The following is a 23368-nucleotide window of genomic DNA, read 5'->3' on the forward strand; positions in this document are numbered from 1 at the left end:
CTCAGGCCGGGTTGCGTCCGACGAAGAACTCGCTGAAAGGATCCGTCGTCGGCTCGAATCCCGACGCGAGCAGCCCCTGCTTGAGCGTGTTCATCTGAGCGTCGTGGATGCGTTGCGTCGGCAGCCGCAGCGGGCCCCCGTTGTAGCCGCGCAGCCATCCCTGGAACTTCCACAGCTGTCGGTCGATGAAATGCCCGCCGTTGAGCTGCTGCGCCATGGCGCCCTTCGCCTTGCGAGCCGGGTGCATCTTCCAGTACAGCTCGGTCACCTCGTCGAATTTGCCCGCCTGCAGCAGACGCATCGCCTCGGGGATCGTCGGTCCCCAGAACTCGTGGTCGCTGGTGGCCGACAGCTGCAGCGGAATGAGCTGTCCGAGCGGGAGCAGCTCGCCCTCGATCGGGCAGGAGATGACGACCTCCTCGCCGAAGAGGCGATGAGCCTCGACGATGCCCATGATGCTCGGGAATCCGCCCTCGGCCTTGATGACCGCGATGTTGGGGATGTCGTCCAGCATCCGGCGGATGAGACGCGCGGGGATGTCGGACGGATGGATGCGGCTGCTGAAGCCCCACAGGAACATGGGGAACAGGATCACGGCGAGGTTCGTCGCATCGCAAACGGCCTTGGTGTAGTCGTAGATCTCCTGCTCGGACTGCGGGTAGAAGTTCGGCGGGTACGACAGCAGCACGAGCTCGGCGCCGGCCGCCTCGGCGCCCTTGACCGCCTCGATGTTCTGCTCGAGCGTGCTCCAGCTGCCGTGGTGCACGATCACGACGTCGCCCTTCGCCTCGTCCTTCATGATCTCCATGAAGTCGAGGTACTCGGGCAGGGTGATGTTCACCTCGGAGACGGCGAGGGATCCGAGGAAGCCGTGCTCCTTGGCGAGCCGTACGTCATGGCGGATGCCCTTCTCATTGATGGCGGTGAGGTCGGTCGTGAAGGACGGAATCGTGCAGTTCACCGCTCCGACGAGGCGCTCACGCGCCCAGTCGCGGGCCTCTGCTCTCGTGTACTCAGCCATGGTCTCTCTTTCGTGTCACTTGCGGATGGTCAGGATGCCGACGGGCAGCGGCGTGCCACGCCCCTGTTCGACGGCGAGGTCGTACAGCAGCTCGGCCAGGACGATGTCCTGGAAGCCGCTGCCGGTGGACTTGTAGATCGCGATGCCCTGCGGAGGCCTGGTCGCTCGCCCGCCCAGCAGGTCGTGCAACGAGATGGTGACGGCATCCGGGTCGAAGCCCGCTTCGCGCGCCACGATCATGTCTCCGCTGTCGTGCAGCACCTCCGCGAGGGCGTCGGCGACGATGAAGCCGGCTCGGCCGATGAGCGCGGGATCGAGCTCGCGCTGCGAGGGCGTGGTGGACCCCACCGAGACGACGGTGGCATCGTCGGCCACCCATTCGGACATCACGGTGGGCGTCTCGTCGCGTGAGCGTGCCGCCGCCAGAACCAGATCGGCGCCCTCAACCGCTTCGCGGGCGGAGCCCACCGCGATGACGTCGATGCCGAGCTCTTCGCTCAGCTCTGCGGCGAACCGCTCGCGGTTGGCGGGCGTCGGACTCGAAACCCGCGCCGCCGTGATCTCCGCGATGCGCGATGCGGCGCGCAACTGAGCCCGGGCTTCGAATCCCGATCCGACGACCGCGACGGTGATCGGCCGGGCGGGAAGCAGCGCGGTCAGTGCCGCGGCGGCTGTTGCGGCTGTGCGCAGGCCCGTGATGCGGTTGCCGTCGATCAGGGCCGCCAGACGCGAGTCCTGCTGGTCGAAGAGCGTGATGAGGTAGCTCGCCAGCCCGTTGCGCATCGACGCGGCGATCGTCTTCGATCCGGCGAACTTGGCGCCGGGAGGGGCGGAGGGCATGACCCGCTGCCAGCCTGCGGCGGTCGTGGCGACGGCGCGTTCCGGTGTTGACGATGGCACATCCTCGCGCGTGTACGCCTCGCGCAGCGCGGCGATCACGTGGTCCCAGTCGGCGAGCGCTGCGACATCCTCGTCCGTGAGGAACAGCGTCGCGGGTTCTGCTCGGAATCCGTCATCGGTCATGGGGGATCTCCATCCGGGTCTCGGCGACGACATCCGCGAGGAGGCCGTTGGGCAGGGTTCGGTCTCCGCCGCGCATCGCGATGCAGCTCTCCCACAGGTGCCGGCGCGTGGCGTCGCAGGCCGCGGAGGCGTCGCGTCGTGCACACGCTTCGAGGATCTCGGCGTGGAAAGCCTCGGCGGTTCCGTCGTTCACATCGACGTGCATGCGGATGCGGTCGGCTTCGTCCTGAAGGACCGCGATCAGGCGCGACAGGGTCGGCGAATCGGCGGCGTTGTAGATCACGGCGTGGAACTGGCGGTTCAGCGTGTTGAACGACTCGGCGTCCGAGTGCGGTCGCTCGAGGATCCGGCTGTGGATCCGTCGCATGCGCTCGATGTCGTCGTCGCTGAGCCGCGGCACTCCGAGGAGTGCGGCACGGCCCTCGAGGTCGATCCGCAGCGCGGTGATCTCCTCGAGGCGGTTCGGGTCGATTCCGGTGACGACGGTGCCGCGGTACGGCTGGCGGGTGACCAGTCCGAGTGCCTCGAGCTGCAGGATCGCCTCCCGCACCGGCGTCGGGCTGACGCCGAGCTCCGCGCACAGCTCGTTGATCTCGACGCGTGCACCGGCGGCGAGATCACCGGACACGATCCGGTCGCGGAGGACACGGACGACTTGGTCAGTCATCCGTCGGGGCTGCAATGCGGTCATGGCCCCATGTTGATCGAATATCAAATGTCGAACCAGCCTGTCCGAGCCATGCCAGTCATCGACATCCGCGATGGATCGGGCACGCCGCTGCGGCGTACGCTCACCGAGACGCCCGTTCACTCGAAGAGGAGCATCCCATGGCCATCGCGACGATCAATCCCTTCACCGGTAAGACCGAGCAGACGTTCGACGCCCATTCCGAAGAAGAGGTGGAGCGCCGCATCGCCGCGGCGCAGGACGCTTTCGAGGCGCTGCGGAGCACCACGTTCGCGCAGCGGTCCGAGTGGATGCTCGCAGCGGCGCAGCTCCTCGAAGACGACGTCGACGAACTCGGACGCCTCATCACCCTGGAGATGGGCCGGCCCATCAAGGCCGCCCGCGCCGAGGTGCTCAAGTCCGCCAAGGGCCTGCGCTACTACGCCGACCACGCCGAAGAGTTCCTCTCCCCCGAGCCGCTCGCCGACCCCTCCGCAGTCGGCGCCTCGGTCGCCGGCACGCGCTATGCGCCGATCGGGATCGTGCTGGCCGTCATGCCCTGGAACTACCCCCTGTGGCAGGTGCTGCGTTTCGCCGGCCCCGCGCTGATGGCCGGCAACACGGGTCTGCTCAAGCACGCGTCGAACGTCCCCCAGGCCGCCCTGTACCTCGACACGCTGTTCGAGCGCGCCGGGTTCCCCGTCGGCGCGTTCCACACGCTGCTCATCCCCGCATCCCGCGTCGAGGGCGTGCTGCGCGACCCGCGAGTCAAGGCGACCACGCTGACCGGCTCGGAGCCGGCCGGCCGGTCGCTGGCCTCGATCGCCGGCTCCGAGGTCAAACACGTGGTACTGGAGCTCGGCGGCTCGGACCCCTTCGTCGTTCTGGCCAGCGCCGACATCGAGCGCGCCGCCACCGTCGCGGTCACCGCGCGCAATCAGAACAACGGCCAGTCGTGCATCGCCGCGAAGCGCTTCATCGTGCACGCCGACGTCTACGACGAGTTCACGCGGCGGTTCGCCGAGAAGGTAGCGGCGCTGAAGGTGGGCGATCCGTTCGACGAGTCGATCGACGTCGGCCCGGTGGCGACCGCATCCGGGCGCGACGAGCTGGCGGAGCAGGTGCAGGATGCCGTCGGCAAGGGTGCACAGGTGCTCGCCGGTGGCCGTGTGCCCGAGCACGACGGATGGTTCTACGAGCCGACCGTGCTCGCCGGGATCACACCCGAGATGCGGCTCTACCTCGAGGAGGCGTTCGGTCCGGTGGCATCCGTCTACCGTGCGGAGAGCCGGGAGGACGCGCTGCGCCTGGCCAACGGCACGACGTTTGGTCTGAGCTCGTCCGTATGGACGAACGACGCCGATGAGGAGGAGTGGTTCGTGACGAACCTCGACGCCGGCGCCGTGTTCGTCAACGGCATGACGGCCTCATATCCCGAGCTTCCCTTCGGCGGGGTGAAGGACTCCGGTGTCGGCCGCGAGCTCGCCGCAGCCGGCATCCGCGAGTTCTGCAACCTCAAGACGGTGTGGAAGGCCTGAGAGCTCCGGCTCAGCACGAGAGTCGCGCCGGGACAGTCGAGATGCTCGCTGTCCCGGCGCGACTCTTCGGATCCTCCGGGTCGGATCTCAGGGGGTGATGACGATCTTGCCCGGAGCGTGCGCGGACTCCAACGCCTGGAACGCCGGAACAGCCTCGTCGAGCGTGAACGTGCGGGCGACGGGGAAGACGAGGCGACCCGCTGCGATGTCTTCGGCGAGACGGGCCAGGTTGCTCGCTGTGCGCGCTTCGCGCTCCACGTTCTGCACGCCCAGTTCTTCGATGGCGTCATACGCGGCGATGGCGACCATCCGTTCGACGGGCACCACGAGCTCCACGCCGGCGTCGAGCGCGTCACGTCCGTGGCAGTCGTAGACGACGGTGACCGACCCCAGCGCTCGCACGCGGTCGGCGAGCCCGTCGCCGTAGGATACCGATTCCACGCCGACAGATCGCAGCAGCCCGTGGTTGCGCTCGGACGCCGTTCCGATCACCCTCGCGCCCGCCCGGACGGCGAGCTGCGCGACGACCAGTCCGACCGCACCGGCTGCGCCGCCGACCAGCACTGTGTCACCGGCGCCGACAGGAACTGTCGCCAGAACCGAGACGGCGGTGAGACCGGCGACATTGAGCCCGCCGGCCGCTTCCACCTGCAAGCCGGCCGGGCACCGGGCGAGATCGGACGCCTTCGCGACGGCCAGCTCCGCGACGGAGCCCGCAGCGCGGCCCAGCACATCGTCGCCGACCGAGACCGGCGTACCATCCCAGTACTGCGCGTCCGCCCCCGTCGACACCACGAACCCCGCGACATCCGAACCGATGCGACGCGGGAACGGCGCATCGGAGGGGATGAACCCGCTGCGGAGCTTCGCATCGAACGGGTTCAGGCCGGCAGCCCGCACCCGAACGACGACTTCGCCCGCGCCGGGTTCCGGATTCGGAACCTCGACCAGGCTAAGCACCTCCGGCCCTCCGGTCCGCTGATATTTCACTGCCCTCATGCTGTCAACCTTCACTCGCTGTACTGCCGAGCGATCTGCTCCGGCTCCAGCTGCACTGCCCAGCCTTCGATGGTCCCGGAGTTCTCGTACTCCTCGATCTGCAGGATCCGCCGGCCGTGATCGACGACGTGGGCGAGCCCCGTCGTGACGAAGGCGTACGTCGTGAGCCACGCGGACTGCTCGTAGGCGTCTCCGCCCAGCACGAGGACGTTGGCGTCGAGGATGCTGCGCGTGGAGATCGCCACGTTGGGCGTCGTGGCGGGAACCGCGCGCGCGCCGTTGACCTTGTTCGCCGCGACGACGCCGGCGGCGGGCTCCTCGACGACGAGGACGGCGAAGGCGTCGGTGCCGGCATCCTGATCGTCGATCACCGCTCGTCCGACGCGGATGGCGTACACCGGGTAGTCGTCACCGGGATCAACCTCGTCGGCTCCGTGCCAGACGACGTCGAAGCCTGCGGCCTCGGCACGCTGGTGCAGTGCGCGGCCGAGTTCGTGGCCGCCATGATCGGCGGCGAGGTGGATGCGTGTCATGATTCCTCAACTCCTCGTTGATTCGGTGATGATTTGCTGCGGCGCGGGGCGGAACAGCAGCCACCCCGCCCACGCCACGACGGTGCCCAGGACGACCACAGCGGCCAGCGGCACCAGATCGCTCCCGCCGCCGAGGACGACCAGCGGGGCGACGATGCCCGCCACGACGAACTGAATGGCCCCGACGAGCGCGAGTGCGGTTCCGGCGACGGCACGCAGCCCCTGGACGGCGACCGCGAGCGCAGGGCCGATGTAGAGCCCGCAGGCGACGGCCAAGCAGAAGAATCCTGGCAGGATCAACCAGACCAATCGGACTCCGCCGAAGCCGGCGATGGCGACGAGGATCGCGCCGATGGAGAGCACGGACAGACCCAACCCGAGTATGCGGTGGTCGCTCCATCTGCCGGACAGACGCGCCGTGACCAGACCGCTGAGAATCAGACCGACCCCGTTCACGGCGAACGTGATGGCGAAGCCGGCGGGCGAGAAGCCCAGACCGGTCTGCAGCACGTGCGACGCTGCTGCGATGTAGCCGAAGCTGGCGGCGAACGCGGCCCACACCGTGACGGCTCCGCACCAGAATGCTCGGGATCGCGCGGCGGTCGCGACCGACCGCGGCACGGCGCGGAGTCCTCCCCGCACCCGGCGCTCAGCAGGAAGCGACTCCGGAACGGCGACGATCAAAGCGATGAACGTCAGCGCTGCGACGATCGCGACGCCGACGAAGATCCCCCGCCAGCCCCAGAGCGCCATGAGCAGCACACCGGCGACCGGGGCGACAACGGGCCCCACTGCCATCAGCGTGCCCAGCAACGCGAAGCCCCGCGTCAGTTCGCGCCCGACGGCGATATCCGAGATCACGGCGCGTCCCACCGTGGAGCCGGTCGCCGCGCCGCAGCCCATGAGGAAGCAACCCAGGATCAGCAGCCACAGTTGCGGCGCAAGCGCACAGGCCGACGCGAAAAGCGCCATCGCCGCGCTGCCTGCCAGCAGAGGGTGACGGCGCCCTACGGCATCCGAGATCGGGCCCGAGAACAATTGGCCGACGGCCATGCCGATCGTCACCGCGCTGAGCGCGAGCTGAGCGCGGTCTGCCGGTTCGCCGAATTCTCGGGCGATGGTCGGCAACGCGGGCAGGAAGACATCCGTCGATAGGGGCCCGAGCATCGCCAGCGTACCGACAGCCAGCAGGAGCCCTGCAGACAGGCCTCGCCCACTCCTCAGCACTGCCGGCGCCGATGTCTCACTCACCACGATCGCGTATCGCTCGTCGCCGCTCAGAGGGGCGGTGCGACGAACAGACCCTTGTCGATGTCGTTGAACGATTCACGGGCTACGAGTTCGCTCATCTCCGCCGCCGTCCCCCACTGATCCTGAGTGGAGAGCTGGCTGGTATCCATCCGCGAGGGGTGCCAGGTGTCCTCGTCGAGAACCGCCAATTCGGTGGTGTACTCGATCGTGTTGCCGGCCGGGGACAGGAAGTAGGCGAAGGTGTTGTCGCCGGCATTGTGCCGGCCGGGACCCCAGATCATGCGGGTTCCGGCGCGGAGGATCTTGCCCGAGCCGCGCATCCACTCCTCGATGCCGCGCATCTCGAACGAGAGGTGATGCAGGGAGTGGTGCGGGCCCTGCGCGATAGCGATCGAATGATGATTGCGATTGCAGCGGAGGAAGTGCATCAGATCGACGCCGTCCGGTCGCACGAGCGAGTCGGAGATCGTGAAGTCGAGATGATCGATGTACCACTGCGTGCTGGTGTTCAGATCACCGGAATTGAACACCACGTGCGAGAGCTTCACAGGGATGGGTTCGCGCTCACGGATCTTGCGGGATTCACGCAGATCGTAGTCCGTGGAGAACTCCAGCACACGCCCGTCGCCGTCGAAGACGCGGAACCCGTAGCCGCCCCCGGGCTGAGTCAGCTCCTGCGGTTCGTGGACGAACTGCACGTTCTCGTCGTGCAGTCTCGCGGCGAGCTTGTGCAGGTCTTCGCGGTTCTTCGTGGCGAAGCCGACGAGGTCGATGCGCTTCTCGTCATCGCGCAACCGCAGGATGAACGGTTCCGGAGAGCCCTCGGCTGCGAGGTGGACGACGCCCTCCTCGCTCTGCACGGCGGTGAGTCCCCAGTGCTTGATGAAGAAGTTCTTCTCCTCTTCGAAGTTGGGCACGGCCAGTGCCGCGTAACGCAGATGAGAGACCAGTCGCTCAGTCATCATCGACCTTTCCTCAGAGACGATAGGACGCGCCCGAAGCGACGCGATTCCCCGAGAGTACGTCCGCCTCAGGGACACGACCACGCCGCGAACCGAATACCATGCATCATGTGGCAGGCGGCGAACCCGATCTGAACCTTCTCGTCGCCCTTCGGGCTCTTCTCGAAGAGGCGAACGTGACGCGCGCCGGTGAGCGCATCGGCATGGGGCAATCGACGATGTCATCAGCGCTCTCCCGGCTCCGTGCGGTGTTCCAGGACGAACTGCTGGTCCGCATCGGCCGCGATTACGAGCTCACGCCTCTGGCTCGGCAGATCCTGCCGCAGGTGCAGCTGACGCTCCCCCTCATCGCGCAGGCCCTCAACAAGGAGGAGCGGTTCCATCCGGAGATCACGCGTCGCCGGTTCAGCATCCAGATGACCGACTACGCGTCGATCGAGCTGCGCCCCCTCTTCGGCATCGCAGCGGCCGCCGCAGGAGGAGTCTCATTCGATCTACAACGTCTGCCGACCGAGCCGACCGATGCCGATCGCGACCTCCTCGGTCACGATTTCATCGTCGCGGTGCCGGGGATCGGCATCGAAGCGGAGAGCATCGAACTCTTCCGCGACCACTATGTGGTGATCGCGGACCGCGCGAATCCCGTGATCTCAGGCGGCGCGATCTCGATCGACGATTTCCTGCGCAGCCCGCACATCCGCTGCGACTTCGGCCGCGCGCACGTAACGCCCGTGGAGCGGCGCATCCGCGAGCTGGATCTGCTCACCAACGTTCGGGTCACCACGTCGACCCTGCTCTCGATCCCGCTCATCGTCTCCGGCACCGACCTCATCGGCGTCGTGCCGAGCCGGCTCGTCGATCGCGTCGGCGGCCCCACCGCAACGGTCGCGGTGCCCACGCCATTCCCGCTGGTCGAACTGATCGAGCGGCTGTGGTGGCATCCGGCCCACACGCACGACGCCGCCCACACCTGGTTCCGCCGGCTCGTGGCCGAGGTCGTCCGCTCCGACGCGGTCTCCGCCTGACTCCGCGATAGCAGGCATCGTCACCGCCGTGTGGCGGCGAGTCGCAGCACCCCTTTAGCGTCGACTCACAGGATGTGAGGGCGCGAACCGTCGCCCGATGGATGTGAAGAGGCATCTGTGAGGAGAGTGGCAACGATGTCGGTCGACAAGGTGCTCATCGTCGGTGGAGGATTCACCGGCCTGACCGCGGCAATCGCCCTGGCGCAGCGCAACGTGCAGGTGACGCTCGTGGACAAGGCACCCGCCTGGGCGCGGGTCGGCCATGGGCTGACGATCCAGGGGAACGCGCTGCGGGTGTTCCGAGAGATCGGAGTTCTGGACGATGTGCTCGCCAAGGGTTTTCCTGAAGACGACGGTGTGACGCTGTACTTCGCGGACGGGCGAACCATGGCCCACCTGAACACGCCGCGCACCGGAGGTGACGATCTGCCCCCGACCATCGGAGCGCTGCGCCCTGACATCCACGAGACCCTCGTCGCGAAGGCCGAGGAGCTCGGCGTCGAGATCCGTCTCGGCACGGAGCTATCCTCGTTCGAGAACAGCGCCGAGTCGGCGACGTCACTGCTCAGCGATGGCACCACCGAGACGTGGGACCTCATCATCGTCGCCGAGGGCATCAAGTCGCAGACCCGCGCCAAGCTCGGCATCGTCGAGGATCGCGCACCCAGCGGGCTGGGCATCTGGCGCGCGGTCACCGATCGCAAGCCGGAGATGCTCGGCGGCATCGCCTTCCCCGACTCTGACGACGGCGGCGCCTACAAGGTGGGATACACGCCGGTGAGCGACACCCAGTGCTACGTGTTCGTGCTGTGCCGACCGCAGCGGGTCGACAACGGCCTGCCCGGCTGGCAAGAGGTCCGCCGCTTGATGCAGAACTTCCACGGCGACTTCGACTGGTTGCGGGAGTCGATCGATGAGAAAACATTCCTGAACTTCCAAGAGATCGAGTGGATCTTCGTCGAGGGCCCGTGGCACCGCGGGCGCGTGCTGGCCCTCGGCGAAGCCGTGCATGCCGTGCCACCGCTGATCGCACAGGGTGCGGCGCTGTGCCTCGAAGACGCACTGCTGCTCGCCGAGCACATCACCGAGGACGGCGACCTGGAGACGCAACTCACCGAGTTCCACGACCGGCGTGTGCCGCGGGTGAAGGGTGTCGTCGACGCATCGCTGCAGCTCGCGCATTGGGAGCAGAACCCCGGTTCACCGGATTCCGACCCCGGGCGGGTCATGAACGAATCGCTTCTCGCCCTGGTGGCCGCGCCGTGAACGCCGCCAACGCGTTCCGCGTACCGCGGCGCATCGTCACAGGCCACGATGAGCACGGCGTATCCGTCGTCATCAGCGATGGCCCGGTGCCGGTCACCAAGGAGCTCCCCGATGACGGCGTGACGTTCCACGAGGTGTGGCTGACGCAGACGGCGCCCGCCGAGATCCACGCCGGCCCGGAGGATCCGACGGCGGGAGCCGTCACCGTACCGCCGCCGACGCACGGCACGCGTATCCGCATCAACGAGTTCCTTCCCGGTCATCTCGATGATCGCGGGCTGCAGTCGCCCGTGCACCGGACTGAATCGATCGACTACGGCGTCATCCTCGAGGGCGAGATCACGCTCATCCTCGACGACAGCGAAGTCACCGCTCGGGCGGGAGACATCGTCGTCCAGCGCGGCACCGACCACGCATGGGCGAATCGAGGCGACGTGATGGCGCGAGTCGCGTTCATCCTCGTCGGCGGCGACTACCAGGACGATGTCCTCCGAGTGCTTCCCGACGACGTCCGGGACGGCATCATGCGCCATGGACCGCGCGACTGAGAAGGGACGCAGCATGCACATCGATCACATCGGGCTGTCCGTGGGCGACCTCGACGCCCAGCTCGCCTGGTACCAGAAGGCGTTCGGCTTCGAGTCCGCCAACCCGTTCGCCGTGGAGGCGCTCGGGCTGCGCGGGGCGTTCCTCCTCGGCCCGGATAGCGTGGCCGTCGAACTGCTCGAACGTCACGGTTCGACGCACCGCCCGCCGTCAGCGTCGGCTCCTGACGAGTTGCTGTCGCAGGGATGGGGCCACCTCTGCTTCCGCGTGGACGACATCGGATCCGTGTTCGAACGGCTCGTCGCCGCGGGTGCTGGGGTGATCAACGCGCCAGCCCCTTCGCCGGAGCCCGGAGTCCGCTTCGCGTACCTCACCGATCCTGAGGGCAACTTCATCGAGCTCGTGGATCGCGATCGGCCGGTGGGCGCGTGAGCGAGGTATCCCTTCCCGGCCTCTCGGGTGAGCTGTTCGTCGTGACCGGGGGTGCTGGCGGACAGGGCGCCGAGGAAGCACTGCTGCTCGCCCGCAACGGTGCACACGTGATCGCCGCCGACGTCCGGGATGCTGCACCCGAACTGCTCGCATCCGCTGCAGACCTGCCGGGCACGGTCGAGTACCGGCGCCTCGATGTCACGTCCGAAGACGAGTGGGCCTCCCTCGCCGCATCCCTCGCCGGACGCCGCGTGAAGGGCCTCGTCAACAACGCGGGGGTCACCCAGCGCACGAGGATCGGCGACGTCGTGCGCAGCGACTGGGATCGGGTGCTCGCGATCAACGTGACCGGTCCGATGCTCGGCATCCAGGCGCTGCTCCCCCTCATGCCCGAGGGCGCCTCGATCGTCAACATCGGGTCGGCAGCCGGTGTGACCGGCCACTACACGGCTGCGTACACGACCAGCAAATGGGCGATCCGCGGGCTCTCGCACTCGTGTGCGACCGAGCTCGGCCCGCGCGGCATCCGGGTCAATCTCGTCCACCCCGGCTACATCCACACCGAGATGACGGCGAGCGCGCCCTCCGCATTCCTCGATGCGAACATCGCGGTCTCTCCGCTGCACCGGGGCGGACAGCCGCAGGAGGTCGCGAACGTCGTGGTCTTCCTGCTCTCGGATGCCGCCTCGTACGTCACCGGCGCCGAGGTCGGTGTCGACGGCGGCCAGCTCCTGTCGGGAGTGGCGACTTTCCTGTCGGACGCCGTCCGGCCCCAGCAGCAGGCAGACCAGTCCTAGGAGGACACATGGACAACCAGAGGTTCAACGACTACATCGCGCGATTCAACCGGCGAGACGACACCGCCTTCGACGATTACCTTGCCGAGGACGTGCACGTGAAGAACGGCACGCTGGAGTACACCGGCGTTCAGGGAATGAAGGACCATTACGCGAAGATCTGGCCCACGTTCACTGAAGCGCTCGAACCCACCGACTTCGTCGGCTCAGACGCGAACGTCGCGATCCGCATGGTGACCTACTTCACCGCCGATCGCGACGATCCGGATTCCCTGTTCGGCCCTGTGGTGCACGGCGACCGATTCGAATTCCGCGGTGTCATCTCCTACCGGCTGAACGCGGAAGACAAATTCTCCGACATCCTCGTGGCATACAACTCGTTTACGAGCATCCGCGTCGACGGAACCGTCACCGAACTCGGCATCCCGCACTGATCACAAGCCCCGAGGAGCCCCATGTTCATGTACTTCCCCACCAACTACGTCTGGAGCATGTCGGTGGTCGCCACGCTCAACAACGGCGGCTACATCGACGAGGTCGACCGGGCGTGCAAGCCCGTCCTGCTCGCATCTCAGAACGGCGACGACGCCGGCACCGAAGAGCTGTACGCGTCGTGGTCGGCCGTAGCGGACCGGCTCATCGCGAAGGCACAGGACGACGCGGCGCGCGGCCGTCGCATCGGCGCGGGCGAGACGTACTACCGCGCATCGCTGTACACGTCGCAGGCCGAGCGGCTGCAGTCGCCGAAATGGGAGGGACGGAACGCCGCATATCAGAAATCGATCGACCTGCTGCTCAAGCACGTCGAGCTGTCGAGCGTGCCGTTGACCGCAGTCGACATCCCCTACGCACCGGCGGACGAGGGCGTGGACTCCGCCCTGCCGGCCTACTTCTATCGCGCCCGGGGAGAAGGCCCGCATCCCGTCGTCATCCAGTGGAACGGCCTGGATTCGACCAAGGAGATGATGTACTACTCGCAGTTCCCGCAGATGCTCGCCGAGCGCGGCGTATCGACCCTCATGGTCGATACGCCCGGGTCCGGCGAAGCGCTGCGCCTTCGCGGTCTGACCGCCCGTCATGACACCGAGGTGTGGGCCGGCGCGATCATCGACTGGCTCGAGGCGAACACGGCCGATCTGGGCATCGACCCGGAGCAGATCGGCATCGTCGGCTGGTCGCTCGGCGGCTACTACGCGCCGCGCGCGCTCGCGTTCGAGAAGCGGCTCAAGCTGGGCGTCGCCTGGGGCGCCAACCACAACTGGGCCGAAGTCCAGGAGGGGCGCCGTCAGCGCGAGGGTGAGAACCCCGTGCCGCACTATTGGGACCACGTCTTCTGGGTATGGGGGGCGACCGACATGGACGACTTCATCGAGAAGACGAAGGGGATGCACCTGAACGGCGTCGCCTCTGAGATCACCGCGCCCGTGCTGATCACGCACGGCGTCGGAGACCGTCAGATCAACGTCAAGTACGCGCACCAGAGTTACGAGGAGGCCGTGAACAGTCCCAAGCGCGAACTGCGGCTGTTCGACGACCCCGAGGGCGGCACGGAGCACATCTCGATCGACAACATGCCCTACGTCGCCGGCATCATCGCCGACTGGGTGGCCGAGACGTTCGCCGAAGGCGCGTGAGGCGGCGAGACGGATGACGCGACGCGCCGTGAATCCCGCAACTCTCCTGTCACCTCCTGGACCGTACTCTCAGGTGGTGCGCTCGACCGACGTGGCATTCGTCTCAGGACAAGTCGGCGCCGGGATTGACGGCGAGCTTGTCGGCCCCGGCATCGTGGAGCAGACCGTCCAGGCGGTGTCGAACATCGGCTCGGCGCTGACCGCGGTGGGGCTCGAACTGGCGGATGTCGTCAAGCTGACGATCTTCTTGGCATACGCGGACGACTTGGACGACCTCGTGCCATACATGGATGCGGCGTTCCCTGCGCTGTTCACGAAGGGGCTTCCCGCCAGCTCGCTCGTCTTCGTCAATCGGCTCTTCGACCCGTCACTGCGCATCGAGATCGAGGCGATCGCGCACCGGTAAGTCGTAAATCGCTGGCGGGCGCTCCCGACGTGCCAGTCAACCGAGCACCGAGCCTCCGCCGTCGACTACGAGGTTCACCCCCGTGATCCACGTCGCCTCGTCGGAGGCCAGGAAGACCGCCGCGTTCACGATGTCGTCCGGTCGACCGACGCGGCGGAGCGGGATGCGATCCCAGGTCTCCTTGATCGCTGGGGGCGGATTGTCTACGAGGAACTTGGTCGCGGGGGTCTCGATGAAACCCGGCGAGATGCACACGGCGCGGATGCCGTGCGGGCCGCCTTCGACGGCGAGTTGCTGAGTGAGGTTGATGACGCCGGCCTTCGCGGCGCCGTGCACGTTCTGCGGCATGAACTCCACCCCGCGAGTGCCTGCGATCGAGCCGATGTTCACGATCGTGCCGCCGCGACGCTTGAGGTGCTTCCAGGCCGCGCGGACGGCGTAGAAGACGATGCTCAGTTCGCCGCGCACGTTGAGCTCCCAGTCGTCCACCGCGAGTTCGTCGATGGGCGCGAAGCGCTGGATGCCGGCGTTGTTGTAGAGGATGTCGATGCCGCCGTAAACGGCCGCCGCGTCGTCGATCCAGCGTGCGGTCGTTTCGGCGTCGCTGAGATCGACGGGAGCATGGCCGGTGATCTCGCCGCCTTCGCCGCGGACGATCCGCACCGTCTCCTCGAGGCCTTCGGCATTCACGTCGCATCCGACGACCCTCGCACCCTCTGCCGCGAAGCGGCGCGCGGCTTCTCGGCCCATGCCACCGCCGATGCCGGTGATGACGGCGATCTTGTCCTGCAGGCGTCCCATGCTTCTCCTCCTCGAGTCTCTCCATCATCGCGAAAACGAACCATGCGAACCGTCCCGACGGCAGATGTCTGGTATCAATCCTGTGGTGTGCTGCGGAATCAGTGGCCTGCCTAGTCTCGGTCCAAGGCGGAGCGATCCACCCGCATGACTCTTGAGGAGATCGATGATGGCCCGAAAGCTGACCTTCGACGGACGCCTGGTGCTGCCTTCCGACTCCGATTGGGAGGATGCCCGCGTCGGTCGCGTCTTCAACGGTCGGCGTCCCGACCGCCAGCCCGCTGCGGTGTTGATCGCCAAGTCGGTCGACGACGTGCAGAAGGGCGTCCGCCTCGCGAACGAGAACGGATGGACGGTCGCCATCCGTTCGGGCGGGCACTCCTGGGCCGCGTGGAGCGTGCGGGACGGCGGGCTGCTCATCGACCTTGGCGCGTTGCGCGAGATATCACTCGACGAGGCGAGTGGAATCGTTTCGGCCGGTCCAGCCACGAAGGGCGGCGACGAGTTGTCGCCCTATCTGGAGGAGCGCGGCCGGTTCTTCAACGGAGGTCACTGCCCGTCGGTGGGCATCGGCGGATTCCTGTTGCAGGGCGGACAGGGCTGGAACCAGCGGGGCTGGGGATGGGCGGCGGAGTCGGTCGTCGCCGTGGACGTCGTCACCGCCGATGGCGATCTCGTCCGCTGCGATGCGGACCAGAACACCGATCTCTACTGGGCTGCACGCGGCGCGGGTCCGGCCTTCCCGGGGATCGTCGTCCGATTCCACCTCGACACGCGCCCGCTCTTCAGGCATCTCGCCCACACAGTTCAGGCCTACGAACTCGAGGACTTCACCGAGGTGATGACCTGGCTCTACGAGGCACATCACCGCATCCCGGACAACGTCGAGATCGTCGCGATCTCGACACCGGTACCTCTTCCCGACGGGACGGAGCGCCGCGTCTTCCTGGTCACGGGTGCGAGTTTCGACGACGATGAGCTGCACGCCCGCGCATCCCTCGCGGAATTCAACACGTGCCCGGTCATCGACCGGGCACTCTTCGTGCAGGACGCCGCCCCGTCGACGCTCGCCGAGCATCGCGCGCAGCAGGAGCTGCAGAATCCCGAGCACTGGCAGTACATCTGCGACAACGCCTGGATCGACGCAGAGAACTCTCTGGAAGGCGTTGCCGCGATGGTCGAGGGAATCCGACCGTTGTTCACGACGAACCCGACCGAGAAGGGCTTCGCGATCTGGATGAGCAACGCCCCTCGCCGGCCGCTGCCGGACATGGCGTTCTCGCTACACACGGATGCCTACGTCGCCGCCTACACCGTGTACGAGGATCCCGCCGAGTTCGCGCGCAACCGCGCCTGGGTGGACGAGGTGTTCGCACACGCTCAGCCGGTGACGGCAGGCCAGTACCTGGGCGACAGCGACATGACCAATCGTCAGCTGCGGTTCATGGCGCCGGAGAACTGGGAGAGACTGCAGCAGATCATCGCAGAGCGGGACCCGGAGGGCCGCTTCCACCGCTACCTCGCGGCTGACCACGCGACGCTCAACGTCAACCACTGGGAGCTCAGCAAAGCGTGAGCCACGCTAAGACCGGTGCTAACACCCCCGGCGCAGCGGCAACCCCGTCTCGCGGACGACGAGCGACAGCGCACCACCGTCGGGAACGGCATCCGAGCGGCTCATGCTGAAATACGCGGCGAGGATGTGACGTTGCGTGGCGATCCTCGCAGCGCCGACGTCGCCATCCCGGCAGGCTTCGATGATCGCTCGATGGTGGGGGTCGGCGAGTCCGTCGGCAGCGGGGAAGTGCAGCCGCATCCGATCCGCTTCAGCGTTGAGTCCCTCGATGAGGCGGACGAGCGTCGGTGCGCCTGCGGCGGCATAGAGCACCCCGTGGAACTGCGCATTGAGTTCGTTGAAGATGCCCGACGCATAGCCGGCCTCATGAGCCCGGATTTCGATCGTGTCCTGCAGTTCGGCCATCCGCGCGACACCGGCCTCGTCGATGCGCGCGGCACCCAGTTCTGCAGCGAGGCCCTCCAGTTGGATGCGGAGCGCCGTCACCTCTTCGAGCCGATCAGCATCGACACCGGTCACGATCGTGCCCCGGTACGGTACGCGCTCGACCATCCCCGTGCTGGCCAGCTGGAGAACCGCTTCCCGCACCGGCGTGCGCGAGACGTCGAGTTCGCGTGCCACATGATCGATCTCGATGCGTTCCCCGGGCTGGAGCTCTCCGGCGACGATCCGCGCATGCAGGATTCGGTAAACCTCGTCGGCCACTCGTCGGGCACCGCGCGGTGGTAACAGCGGGGTGCTCACGACGACACTGTAACCGGCCTCGCCCCGGCATGGGCGATCAAGCCGTGGATCTCCGCTCGAAGTGCGAGGAACTCCGGTGTCGCCTTCGTCGCGATCTGATCTCGCGGGGCACCCAGCGGCACAGGCACAGTTGCGGTCACCGTAGCCGGGCTGCCGGAGAGAACGATGACCTTGTCCGAAAGATACACCGACTCGTCGATGTCATGCGTGACGAGCACGATCGTCACGCCCAGCCTGTCGCGCAGATCGAGCATCAGATCCTCGAGGTCTGCCCTGGTCTGCGCATCGACCGAGGCGAACGGCTCATCCATGATCAAGACTTCCGGACGATATGCGAGCGACCGGGCAATGGCAACCCGCTGCTGCATCCCACCGGACATCTGCCAGGGGTACAGCCTGCCCGCATCGGGAAGTCCGACATCGACAAGTGCCTGCTGGATACGTTCTGAACGCTCAGCCTTCGACAGTCGACTGCGCAACAGCGGAAGTTCCACGTTCGCGGCGACCCGCATCCAGGGCATCAGCGACCGGCTGTAGTCCTGGAAGACCACGGCCATCTCCGAGGGCGGCTCTGTGACTTCTCGGCCGTCGAGCAGCACGCGCCCGCCGTCTGCAGGGCCGAGTTGCGCAAGAGCCCGGAGCAGCGTGGTCTTCCCGGCGCCGGACGGCCCGACGATGCAGACGAACTCGCCGGCGGCGGCGGTGAAGGTGACGTCGCGTAGGACCTCCTTCGGACCGAAGCTCTTCTGGAGGTGTTCGACGGACAAGATGATGCGCTGTTGGCTTTGCATGACTTGGGATTGTCCTTTCAGCTGCGCGACAGGCGATGCCAAGCGAGCACGGCGTGCTCGATCCTGGCGAAGATGACATTGAGGAGATAACCGATGATGCCGAGCAGGATCATGCCCGACCACATCTCCGGCAGCGAGAACTGACGCTGGGACTCAAGGATGAAGTAGCCCATACCCCGCGAGGATCCGAGCAGTTCGCTGGCGACCATGAGGACGACGGCGACGGCGAGGCTGGCACGGATGCCGGTGAAGATCTGCGGGCTCGCCGCAGGGAGCACGAGGCGGAAGATCCAGGTTGTCCAGCGCAGACGTGTCGATTTCGCGACATCGACGACCGAGGGGTTGATCGCCCGCACGCCGTCCATCGTGTTGAGCAGGATCGGCCAGATGGCACCGAGCACGATGATCGCGACTCGCATCTCCAGTCCGATGCCGATCAATTGGATCGCGAGCGGGAGCAGTGCCACGGCGGGCAGATAGCGAAGGAACTGCAGCACGGGGCTCACCATCTCGCTCGCGAACTTCGAAAGTCCGAGCGCGACTCCGATCGCGATGCCCAGGACGATTGACACTCCGAGGCCGACGAGGATGGCGACGATGCTCGGCACGACATGCACGGGCACCAGGTCGAAGACCCATAGATCGACGAAGACGCCCAGTATCTGGGAAAGCGGGGGGAAGTAGAACGACTCGGCGTTCTCGGTGGCGACCCACCAGAGGGCGACGGCGATCACAGGGAGGACGAGGGCGAGAGAGCCCCGACGCAGAGTGCGCATCAGTGCACCTCCCCGCGGAACGACGGATGCCAGTGTAGGGCAGCGCGCTCGATCGCGACGAAGATCGCGTTCAGCGCGATTCCGAGCACACCGCTGAGGACGATGTATGCGTACATCTTCGCAATGGCCCCACCGAGCTGGGCGAGAACGATCTGCTGCCCTATCCCGGGAGCCGCGATCACGATCTGGACGCTCAGGGTGAGTAGTAGGCAGATCGCGGCCGCCAGGCGCAGCCCGGTCGCGATGTACGGCGCCGCAGTCGGCAGGATGAGCCGGAGGATGACGTCTGAACGGCGGACTCGAAAAGATCGGAAGACGTCGCGGGCGACCGGATCTACATCCCGGACACCGTAGATCACCTGCAGCAGCACTGCCCAGACAGCGGCGAATGTCGCCAAGATGACCGTGCTCTCCATGCCCGTGCCGAACATGAGGACTACTAGCGGGATCAATGCCAGCGCGGGAATCGTGCGGCAGAAGTCCAGCAGGAAGACCGACATCCGGTAGGCGAGATCGCTGGCGCCGAGGGGGAAACCGAGAACGAGCCCGAGCATCGACGCGAGGATGAAGCTCACTGCCCAGGCGCCGAGCGTGATCGCCACCGGCATCCATACTGAACCGTCGACGAAGACCCCGATGAGGGCCTGAGCGACGTCTACCGGCGTCGGCACGGCACCGAGCGTTCCGGCAGAGGCGGCGATCTGCCACGCGATCACGATGGCGGCGATGAATCCGATCTTCGCGATCAGGTGACCCGATGTCGCAGAGTACGTCGATGTGTTCCGCCGCGCGCGGCCTTTCAATGCGGTCACTGCTGCCACAACAGCTCCGACGCGTCGTAGGACTCGGCGATGAAGCCTTGATCGAGCATCGTGTCCGCGTAGTACTGCAGATCACCGGAGGAGATCGAAGAGTCGAAGACCGGCAGCAGACTCTTGGCGAGGACTTCCGGATCCGTCTCAGTGTACGTGCCCATGATCTCGCGCACAGCATCGGGGTTCTCCGCCGCATAGGCGACGGCCTTCTCGATGGCCCTCACGAAACCGGCCGCGGTATCGGCGTTCTGGGACACGAACGCGTCCGCAGCGATCCAGGTGGTTCCCACTTCGCCCGCCAAGCCGTCGAGGAACGGCTGCCCGATCACCGACAGGCCTGCTTCTTTGACCTGGCTGAGGAACGGATCGACGACGACTGCAGCGTCAACGCGGTCCGACTGAAGAGCCGGCACCATGTCCGGGTAGGAGATCTCCACGAAATCGACGGTCGACGGGTCGACGCCGACCTTTTCTAGGGCGACGCGTGTCGCGAGTTCCGGTGCGGACTTCAGACCGACCACTGCGACAGTCGCGCCGCCGAGATCCGCCATATCGGTGATTCCGCTCCCTGCGGATGCGACCAGAGCGGCGGCGTCCGTCGCCGTCGCGTCCGGGTTGTAGTGGTCGTTGGCGGCGACCACCCGCACAGGCAGACCTTTGGATGCAGCGGTGATGGTGGGCACAGCAGACACGAGAGCGAACTGCAACTCGTCGTTGATCAGCGACGGGATCGCAGCTGCCGCAGCCTGGATCGTCGTCGGGGTGACTTTCAAGCCCTCGTCCTCGAAAAAGCCTTCTTGAATCGCGAGGTACACCGGGGCCGCGTTCGCGATCGGCGTCATGCCGACAGCGATGCTGGTGAGCTCGGCTTCACCATCAGCACTCGACTGGCTGCTACTACCTGCGCATGAGGTCAGCATCAGTGCGGCAGCAGCCACGATGGCTCCGAGACTGAATGGGCGCGAGATCAACATCTGGGTCTCCCTACTTCTTTGGAGGGTCTAATGCGGAAGGATTATCGAATATCCAACGTCCTTCATCCGACTTCGGCAACGCTGCAGATCCGATACCACCCATCGAGAAGCGGCATAGTGCGCAGTCGCGCCGCAGCCGGGAGGGCGCGAAACACAGCTGGGAGAGACATCACATCGGGGCGGCCTTCTTCCCCGCGTCGGGCTCAGGGCCGGGATCCTATTGCTCCTGCCATTTCCACTACCGCCGGGACAGTGATGCCCAGCGTCATCTTGCTCGTGTCGAGCGGCCGGTCCGCCCGGAGACTAGACGATGAGCGTTCGGTCCCCTTGAGGCTGGGGCCTTGATTCGCGTAAGCGGGTTGCCAGCCGTTGGGAGGGCTGGTCAATTCGACAGGCGAATGGAGGCCCCAGTTGAGTTCTCAGCGGAGAAGCGTTGGGCTGAATGTGCACTCTGGAGCGTGGCGGCGGCCGGGATCGATGAACGGGCCGGGGAAGTGATCCGGCGACGATTCGGATATGAACCTGCGGGCGTGGTGTCGTGGGTGATTTGCGCTGCCGCAACCCGCGGCGGCGGCGCACGAGGCCGGTCCGACGGGGTTCGCGTTGGCGAGGCTATTCGCTGCGGCGGGCATCACGTTCCTGGTCGCGGCTCCGTCGAAGCTGCAGCGTACGACCGGTGATCGGGTAAAGGCAATGCTCGGGACGCGTCGCACTTGGCTCGCCTGCTGCGGCTGGACGAGATCGTAGCGGTGCGTGTGCCGTCGCTGGCGCAGGAGACCGCTCGAGATCTGGTTCGTGCGTGGGAAGACAATCGGGGCGAACTGATGGCGGCACGGCACCGGCTGTCGAAGCTGCTGCTGCGGCACGGGATCATGTACGACGGCAAGCGGGCCTGGACGGGTGCCCACGACGCTTGGCTGCGACGTCACCGATTCGAGCAGCCCGCGTCCCACGCCGACTACGAGGCCGTCCAGCAGGTCGGCGCCCGCAAGGACCGGCTCGACACGCTCATCGAACAGACGGCCGCGACCAGCGAATATGCGAATACCGTCACGCGTCTGGGATGTATACGAGGCATATCGACGTTGACCGCGTTTGCATTGGCGGTCGAGATCGGCGACTGGGAGAGATTCACCGGGTCAAGCATCGGCGCGTTCACCGGCCTCATGCCGCCGGAGTACTCATCCGGTCAGTCTCGGGTGCAGGGATTGATTACGAAGACCGGCAACACCCACGCCCGCCGACTGCTGGTCGAAGCAGCCTGGCATCACCGCGAACCTAACGGCCCGGCGCGGTCATGCAGGCCCGGTGGGCGCAAGCATCCCGGATGGCCGTCGCCCGCGGCGATGCCGGCAACCGACGGCCGCATCGCAAGTGGCACGGTCCACCGCCCGCCACAAGTGGAGATTCCCGTGACGGTGTCGGCCGGGTCCTCAAGCTCACGAGACAGTCCTACTACCGGTGGAGAGGCGACCGGGTCCGCGACGCGGACGTGCTCCGCGCGTATCGGATCAACGCGCTCCACGACGACCCGACGTTCGGATACCGCTACCTCGCCGACGAAGCCCGCCGGGCGGGCTGGCGGATGAGCAGGCGCACGGCGTGGAGGCTGTGCTCGCAGGCCGGGATCCTCTCGTCCGCGCAACGCCGGCGGCGCGGGAAGGGGAAGAAGGCCGGCCCTCCTTCCCCGTGATTCAACTGATGCGGTCTTCGGAGACCATCGCCCCATAGACCTCGTCGAAGTGCGCGGCGATCTCTCCCATTGTCAATCCTCGCGCAGTCAGCGACAACCACGATCTGGTCGACTCCGTCGCCGCTTGCGCTTGGGGACGATCACCGGTTCGGACGACCCACCGCGATCCCTCGGGACCTCGATCTCAAACAGCCCGATCGCGGTGAGCACGGTCTTCGTCCGGTTGCCGTTGCGAATCTTCTCACCCAGCGCTGTCCCGCTGTGCTCATTGCCGGAGATGTCAGGGCTCGCCTGCGTGGTTTCCCGGGACGTTCTTCGTGAACTGGCTGAGCAGCCCACCCGGCCCCGTCGGACTCACGCTCTGTTCCTTCGCCTGCGCGGGCAAACGCTCCGCAAGCTCCTTCTGATCGACGATCTCCCCGTCGCCGTTCGCGATCGCCGACTCGGAGAGAATCCCGTCCGCGGCATCAAACTGCCACGGAAACAGCCGAAGCGACGCGTGTACCTGAGTCATCGACAAGTAGAACTCCTGGCAAGTGAGTCCCGCCATCCCGAAATCGTCACGTTCCTCGGGTATACCGGGCTCCGGTGGGGCGAGGCGACCGGGCTGCGGGTCGGTGACGTGGATTTCCTTCGACGGCGGGTGCACGTTCAGGAGAACGCCGTCATGGTCAATGGCACGGTTCGGACAGGAACACCAAAGTCACACGCGAGCCGTTCGGTCCCCTACCCAGACTTCCTCGACTCGCCGATCCGACTCAACGCTCGAGGCAAGAGCTCAGATCAACTCCTTTTTGGAGGTGGCGATGAGCACATGAAGCTCCCCAGCTCACAAGATGGCTGGTTCGCGGCTGCCGTACGAAGGTGCCGGAAAGCGGACCCAGACTTCCCCCAGATCTCTCCGCACGATCTCCGTCACACGGCTGCGAGCCTGGCCATCAGCGCCGGAGCCAAACGTCAAGGCAGTTCAACGAATGCTCGGGCACGCGAGTGCTGCGATGACCCTCGACACCTACGCCGACCTATTCGACGATGATCTCGACTACGTCGCTGAAGCACTCAGCCGCGCCCGCGGCCAGCAGCAGTCGCGGCGGCTCTAGG

General features: G+C 66.5%; 28 protein-coding genes. 13 read left to right on the forward strand and 15 right to left on the reverse strand.

Annotated elements, in window-relative coordinates; translation table 11 throughout:
• Nucleotide 1 precedes the first annotated feature (1 nt).
• From ACGG9C_RS15770 to ACGG9C_RS15780, 3 genes are read right to left on the reverse strand one after another with little or no spacing between them, the layout of a single operon-like run.
• Nucleotides 2-1021, reverse strand: coding sequence for a dihydrodipicolinate synthase family protein (locus tag ACGG9C_RS15770; RefSeq protein ID WP_194384423.1), 1020 nt, complete (start codon nt 1019-1021; stop codon nt 2-4).
• Between the two features lie 15 nt (nt 1022-1036).
• The gene (locus tag ACGG9C_RS15775) at nt 1037-2044 is read right to left on the reverse strand and encodes an ornithine cyclodeaminase family protein (protein ID WP_194384422.1); all 1008 of its coding nucleotides are present in this window, start codon (nt 2042-2044) and stop codon (nt 1037-1039) included.
• Nucleotides 2034-2735 carry a GntR family transcriptional regulator gene (locus ACGG9C_RS15780; protein WP_390178873.1) on the reverse strand — a complete coding sequence of 234 codons (702 nt, stop codon included), beginning with the start codon at nt 2733-2735 and terminating at the stop codon, nt 2034-2036. The genes ACGG9C_RS15775 and ACGG9C_RS15780 overlap by 11 nt, the downstream gene beginning before the upstream one ends.
• A gap of 137 nt (nt 2736-2872) precedes the next feature.
• Here ACGG9C_RS15780 and ACGG9C_RS15785 point away from each other — a divergent pair, with 137 nt between their 5' ends.
• Nucleotides 2873-4249, forward strand: coding sequence for an NADP-dependent succinic semialdehyde dehydrogenase (locus ACGG9C_RS15785; protein WP_194384420.1), 1377 nt, complete (start codon nt 2873-2875; stop codon nt 4247-4249).
• 87 nt (nt 4250-4336) lie between these two features.
• Here the strand turns inward: ACGG9C_RS15785 and ACGG9C_RS15790 are convergent, their stop codons facing one another.
• Genes ACGG9C_RS15790 through ACGG9C_RS15805 form a run of 4 tightly spaced genes read right to left on the reverse strand, consistent with a single transcriptional unit; the run spans nt 4337 to nt 7997 of the window.
• The gene (locus ACGG9C_RS15790) at nt 4337-5248 is read right to left on the reverse strand and encodes an NADP-dependent oxidoreductase (protein ID WP_194384419.1); all 912 of its coding nucleotides are present in this window, start codon (nt 5246-5248) and stop codon (nt 4337-4339) included.
• A gap of 11 nt (nt 5249-5259) precedes the next feature.
• A complete protein-coding gene (locus ACGG9C_RS15795; protein ID WP_194384418.1) occupies nt 5260-5781 on the reverse strand; it encodes an RpiB/LacA/LacB family sugar-phosphate isomerase in 522 nt (173 codons plus the stop codon).
• Nucleotides 5782-5787: 6 nt separating this feature from the next.
• Nucleotides 5788-7035, reverse strand: coding sequence for a multidrug effflux MFS transporter (locus ACGG9C_RS15800; protein WP_390178874.1), 1248 nt, complete (start codon nt 7033-7035; stop codon nt 5788-5790).
• Nucleotides 7036-7058: 23 nt separating this feature from the next.
• Nucleotides 7059-7997, reverse strand: coding sequence for a VOC family protein (locus ACGG9C_RS15805; protein ID WP_228480905.1), 939 nt, complete (start codon nt 7995-7997; stop codon nt 7059-7061).
• Between the two features lie 107 nt (nt 7998-8104).
• Between ACGG9C_RS15805 and ACGG9C_RS15810 the strand changes: the two genes are divergently transcribed.
• The 8 genes from ACGG9C_RS15810 (at nt 8105) to ACGG9C_RS15845 (ending at nt 14100) form a co-directional block, all read left to right on the forward strand.
• Nucleotides 8105-9019, forward strand: coding sequence for a LysR family transcriptional regulator (locus ACGG9C_RS15810; RefSeq protein ID WP_194384416.1), 915 nt, complete (start codon nt 8105-8107; stop codon nt 9017-9019).
• Nucleotides 9020-9154: 135 nt separating this feature from the next.
• Nucleotides 9155-10285 carry an FAD-dependent oxidoreductase gene (locus tag ACGG9C_RS15815; RefSeq protein WP_194384415.1) on the forward strand — a complete coding sequence of 377 codons (1131 nt, stop codon included), beginning with the start codon at nt 9155-9157 and terminating at the stop codon, nt 10283-10285.
• Nucleotides 10282-10833, forward strand: coding sequence for a cupin domain-containing protein (locus ACGG9C_RS15820; protein WP_194384414.1), 552 nt, complete (start codon nt 10282-10284; stop codon nt 10831-10833). Before ACGG9C_RS15815 ends, ACGG9C_RS15820 begins: the two co-directional genes overlap by 4 nt.
• 13 nt (nt 10834-10846) lie before the next feature.
• Nucleotides 10847-11263, forward strand: coding sequence for a VOC family protein (locus tag ACGG9C_RS15825; protein ID WP_194384413.1), 417 nt, complete (start codon nt 10847-10849; stop codon nt 11261-11263).
• Entirely contained in the window at nt 11260-12060 is an 801-nt protein-coding gene (locus ACGG9C_RS15830; protein WP_194384412.1) for an SDR family NAD(P)-dependent oxidoreductase, read from the forward strand. Before ACGG9C_RS15825 ends, ACGG9C_RS15830 begins: the two co-directional genes overlap by 4 nt.
• 8 nt (nt 12061-12068) lie before the next feature.
• A complete protein-coding gene (locus ACGG9C_RS15835) occupies nt 12069-12494 on the forward strand; it encodes a nuclear transport factor 2 family protein (protein WP_194384411.1) in 426 nt (141 codons plus the stop codon).
• A gap of 21 nt (nt 12495-12515) precedes the next feature.
• A complete protein-coding gene (locus ACGG9C_RS15840; RefSeq protein ID WP_194384410.1) occupies nt 12516-13694 on the forward strand; it encodes a S9 family peptidase in 1179 nt (392 codons plus the stop codon).
• Nucleotides 13695-13707: 13 nt separating this feature from the next.
• On the forward strand, nt 13708-14100 hold the full coding sequence (locus ACGG9C_RS15845) for a RidA family protein (protein WP_228480904.1): 393 nt from the start codon (nt 13708-13710) through the stop codon (nt 14098-14100).
• 36 nt (nt 14101-14136) lie between these two features.
• On the opposite strand, the gene ACGG9C_RS15850 is transcribed toward ACGG9C_RS15845, so the two are convergent.
• Entirely contained in the window at nt 14137-14901 is a 765-nt protein-coding gene (locus tag ACGG9C_RS15850; protein ID WP_194384408.1) for an SDR family NAD(P)-dependent oxidoreductase, read from the reverse strand.
• A gap of 166 nt (nt 14902-15067) precedes the next feature.
• Here ACGG9C_RS15850 and ACGG9C_RS15855 point away from each other — a divergent pair, with 166 nt between their 5' ends.
• Nucleotides 15068-16474, forward strand: coding sequence for an FAD-dependent oxidoreductase (locus ACGG9C_RS15855; RefSeq protein WP_390178875.1), 1407 nt, complete (start codon nt 15068-15070; stop codon nt 16472-16474).
• An 18-nt stretch (nt 16475-16492) separates the two neighbouring features.
• Here ACGG9C_RS15855 and ACGG9C_RS15860 read toward each other — a convergent pair whose 3' ends face one another.
• The 5 genes from ACGG9C_RS15860 to ACGG9C_RS15880 are packed head-to-tail and all read right to left on the reverse strand — an operon-like array spanning nt 16493 to nt 20538.
• A complete protein-coding gene (locus ACGG9C_RS15860) occupies nt 16493-17218 on the reverse strand; it encodes a GntR family transcriptional regulator (RefSeq protein ID WP_194384406.1) in 726 nt (241 codons plus the stop codon).
• Nucleotides 17215-18009, reverse strand: a complete 795-nt coding sequence (locus ACGG9C_RS15865) for an ABC transporter ATP-binding protein (RefSeq protein ID WP_194384405.1) — start codon at nt 18007-18009, stop codon at nt 17215-17217. The genes ACGG9C_RS15860 and ACGG9C_RS15865 overlap by 4 nt, the downstream gene beginning before the upstream one ends.
• Before the next feature lie 17 nt (nt 18010-18026).
• Complete coding sequence (locus tag ACGG9C_RS15870) at nt 18027-18785, reverse strand: ABC transporter permease (protein WP_194384404.1); 759 nt, start codon at nt 18783-18785, stop codon at nt 18027-18029.
• Nucleotides 18785-19606, reverse strand: a complete 822-nt coding sequence (locus ACGG9C_RS15875; protein ID WP_194384403.1) for an ABC transporter permease — start codon at nt 19604-19606, stop codon at nt 18785-18787. The genes ACGG9C_RS15870 and ACGG9C_RS15875 overlap by 1 nt, the downstream gene beginning before the upstream one ends.
• Nucleotides 19594-20538 (reverse strand): ABC transporter substrate-binding protein, encoded by a 945-nt coding sequence (locus ACGG9C_RS15880; RefSeq protein WP_194384402.1) that lies wholly within the window; start codon nt 20536-20538, stop codon nt 19594-19596. The genes ACGG9C_RS15875 and ACGG9C_RS15880 overlap by 13 nt, the downstream gene beginning before the upstream one ends.
• Nucleotides 20539-21287: 749 nt before the next feature.
• Between ACGG9C_RS15880 and ACGG9C_RS15885 the strand changes: the two genes are divergently transcribed.
• Together ACGG9C_RS15885 and ACGG9C_RS15890 are read left to right on the forward strand one after the other, a co-directional pair.
• Nucleotides 21288-22163 (forward strand): transposase, encoded by an 876-nt coding sequence (locus ACGG9C_RS15885; RefSeq protein WP_194384401.1) that lies wholly within the window; start codon nt 21288-21290, stop codon nt 22161-22163.
• Nucleotides 22067-22267: an IS3 family transposase gene (locus ACGG9C_RS15890; protein WP_390178876.1), complete on the forward strand. Its 201-nt coding sequence runs from the start codon at nt 22067-22069 to the stop codon at nt 22265-22267. The genes ACGG9C_RS15885 and ACGG9C_RS15890 overlap by 97 nt, the downstream gene beginning before the upstream one ends.
• Nucleotides 22268-22354: 87 nt before the next feature.
• Here ACGG9C_RS15890 and ACGG9C_RS15895 read toward each other — a convergent pair whose 3' ends face one another.
• Together ACGG9C_RS15895 and ACGG9C_RS15900 are read right to left on the reverse strand one after the other, a co-directional pair.
• Nucleotides 22355-22606, reverse strand: a complete 252-nt coding sequence (locus tag ACGG9C_RS15895; protein WP_194384400.1) for a transposase — start codon at nt 22604-22606, stop codon at nt 22355-22357.
• Entirely contained in the window at nt 22548-22817 is a 270-nt protein-coding gene (locus tag ACGG9C_RS15900; RefSeq protein WP_228481229.1) for a hypothetical protein, read from the reverse strand. The genes ACGG9C_RS15895 and ACGG9C_RS15900 overlap by 59 nt, the downstream gene beginning before the upstream one ends.
• Here ACGG9C_RS15900 and ACGG9C_RS15905 point away from each other — a divergent pair.
• On the forward strand, nt 22767-23303 hold the full coding sequence (locus ACGG9C_RS15905; protein ID WP_228480903.1) for a tyrosine-type recombinase/integrase: 537 nt from the start codon (nt 22767-22769) through the stop codon (nt 23301-23303). The two genes, ACGG9C_RS15900 and ACGG9C_RS15905, sit on opposite strands and share 51 nt — an antisense overlap.
• Nucleotides 23304-23368 lie beyond the last annotated feature (65 nt).

The organism is Microbacterium sp. MTN4-26, assembly GCF_042846595.1.
Classification (GTDB): domain Bacteria; phylum Actinomycetota; class Actinomycetes; order Actinomycetales; family Microbacteriaceae; genus Microbacterium; species Microbacterium luteum.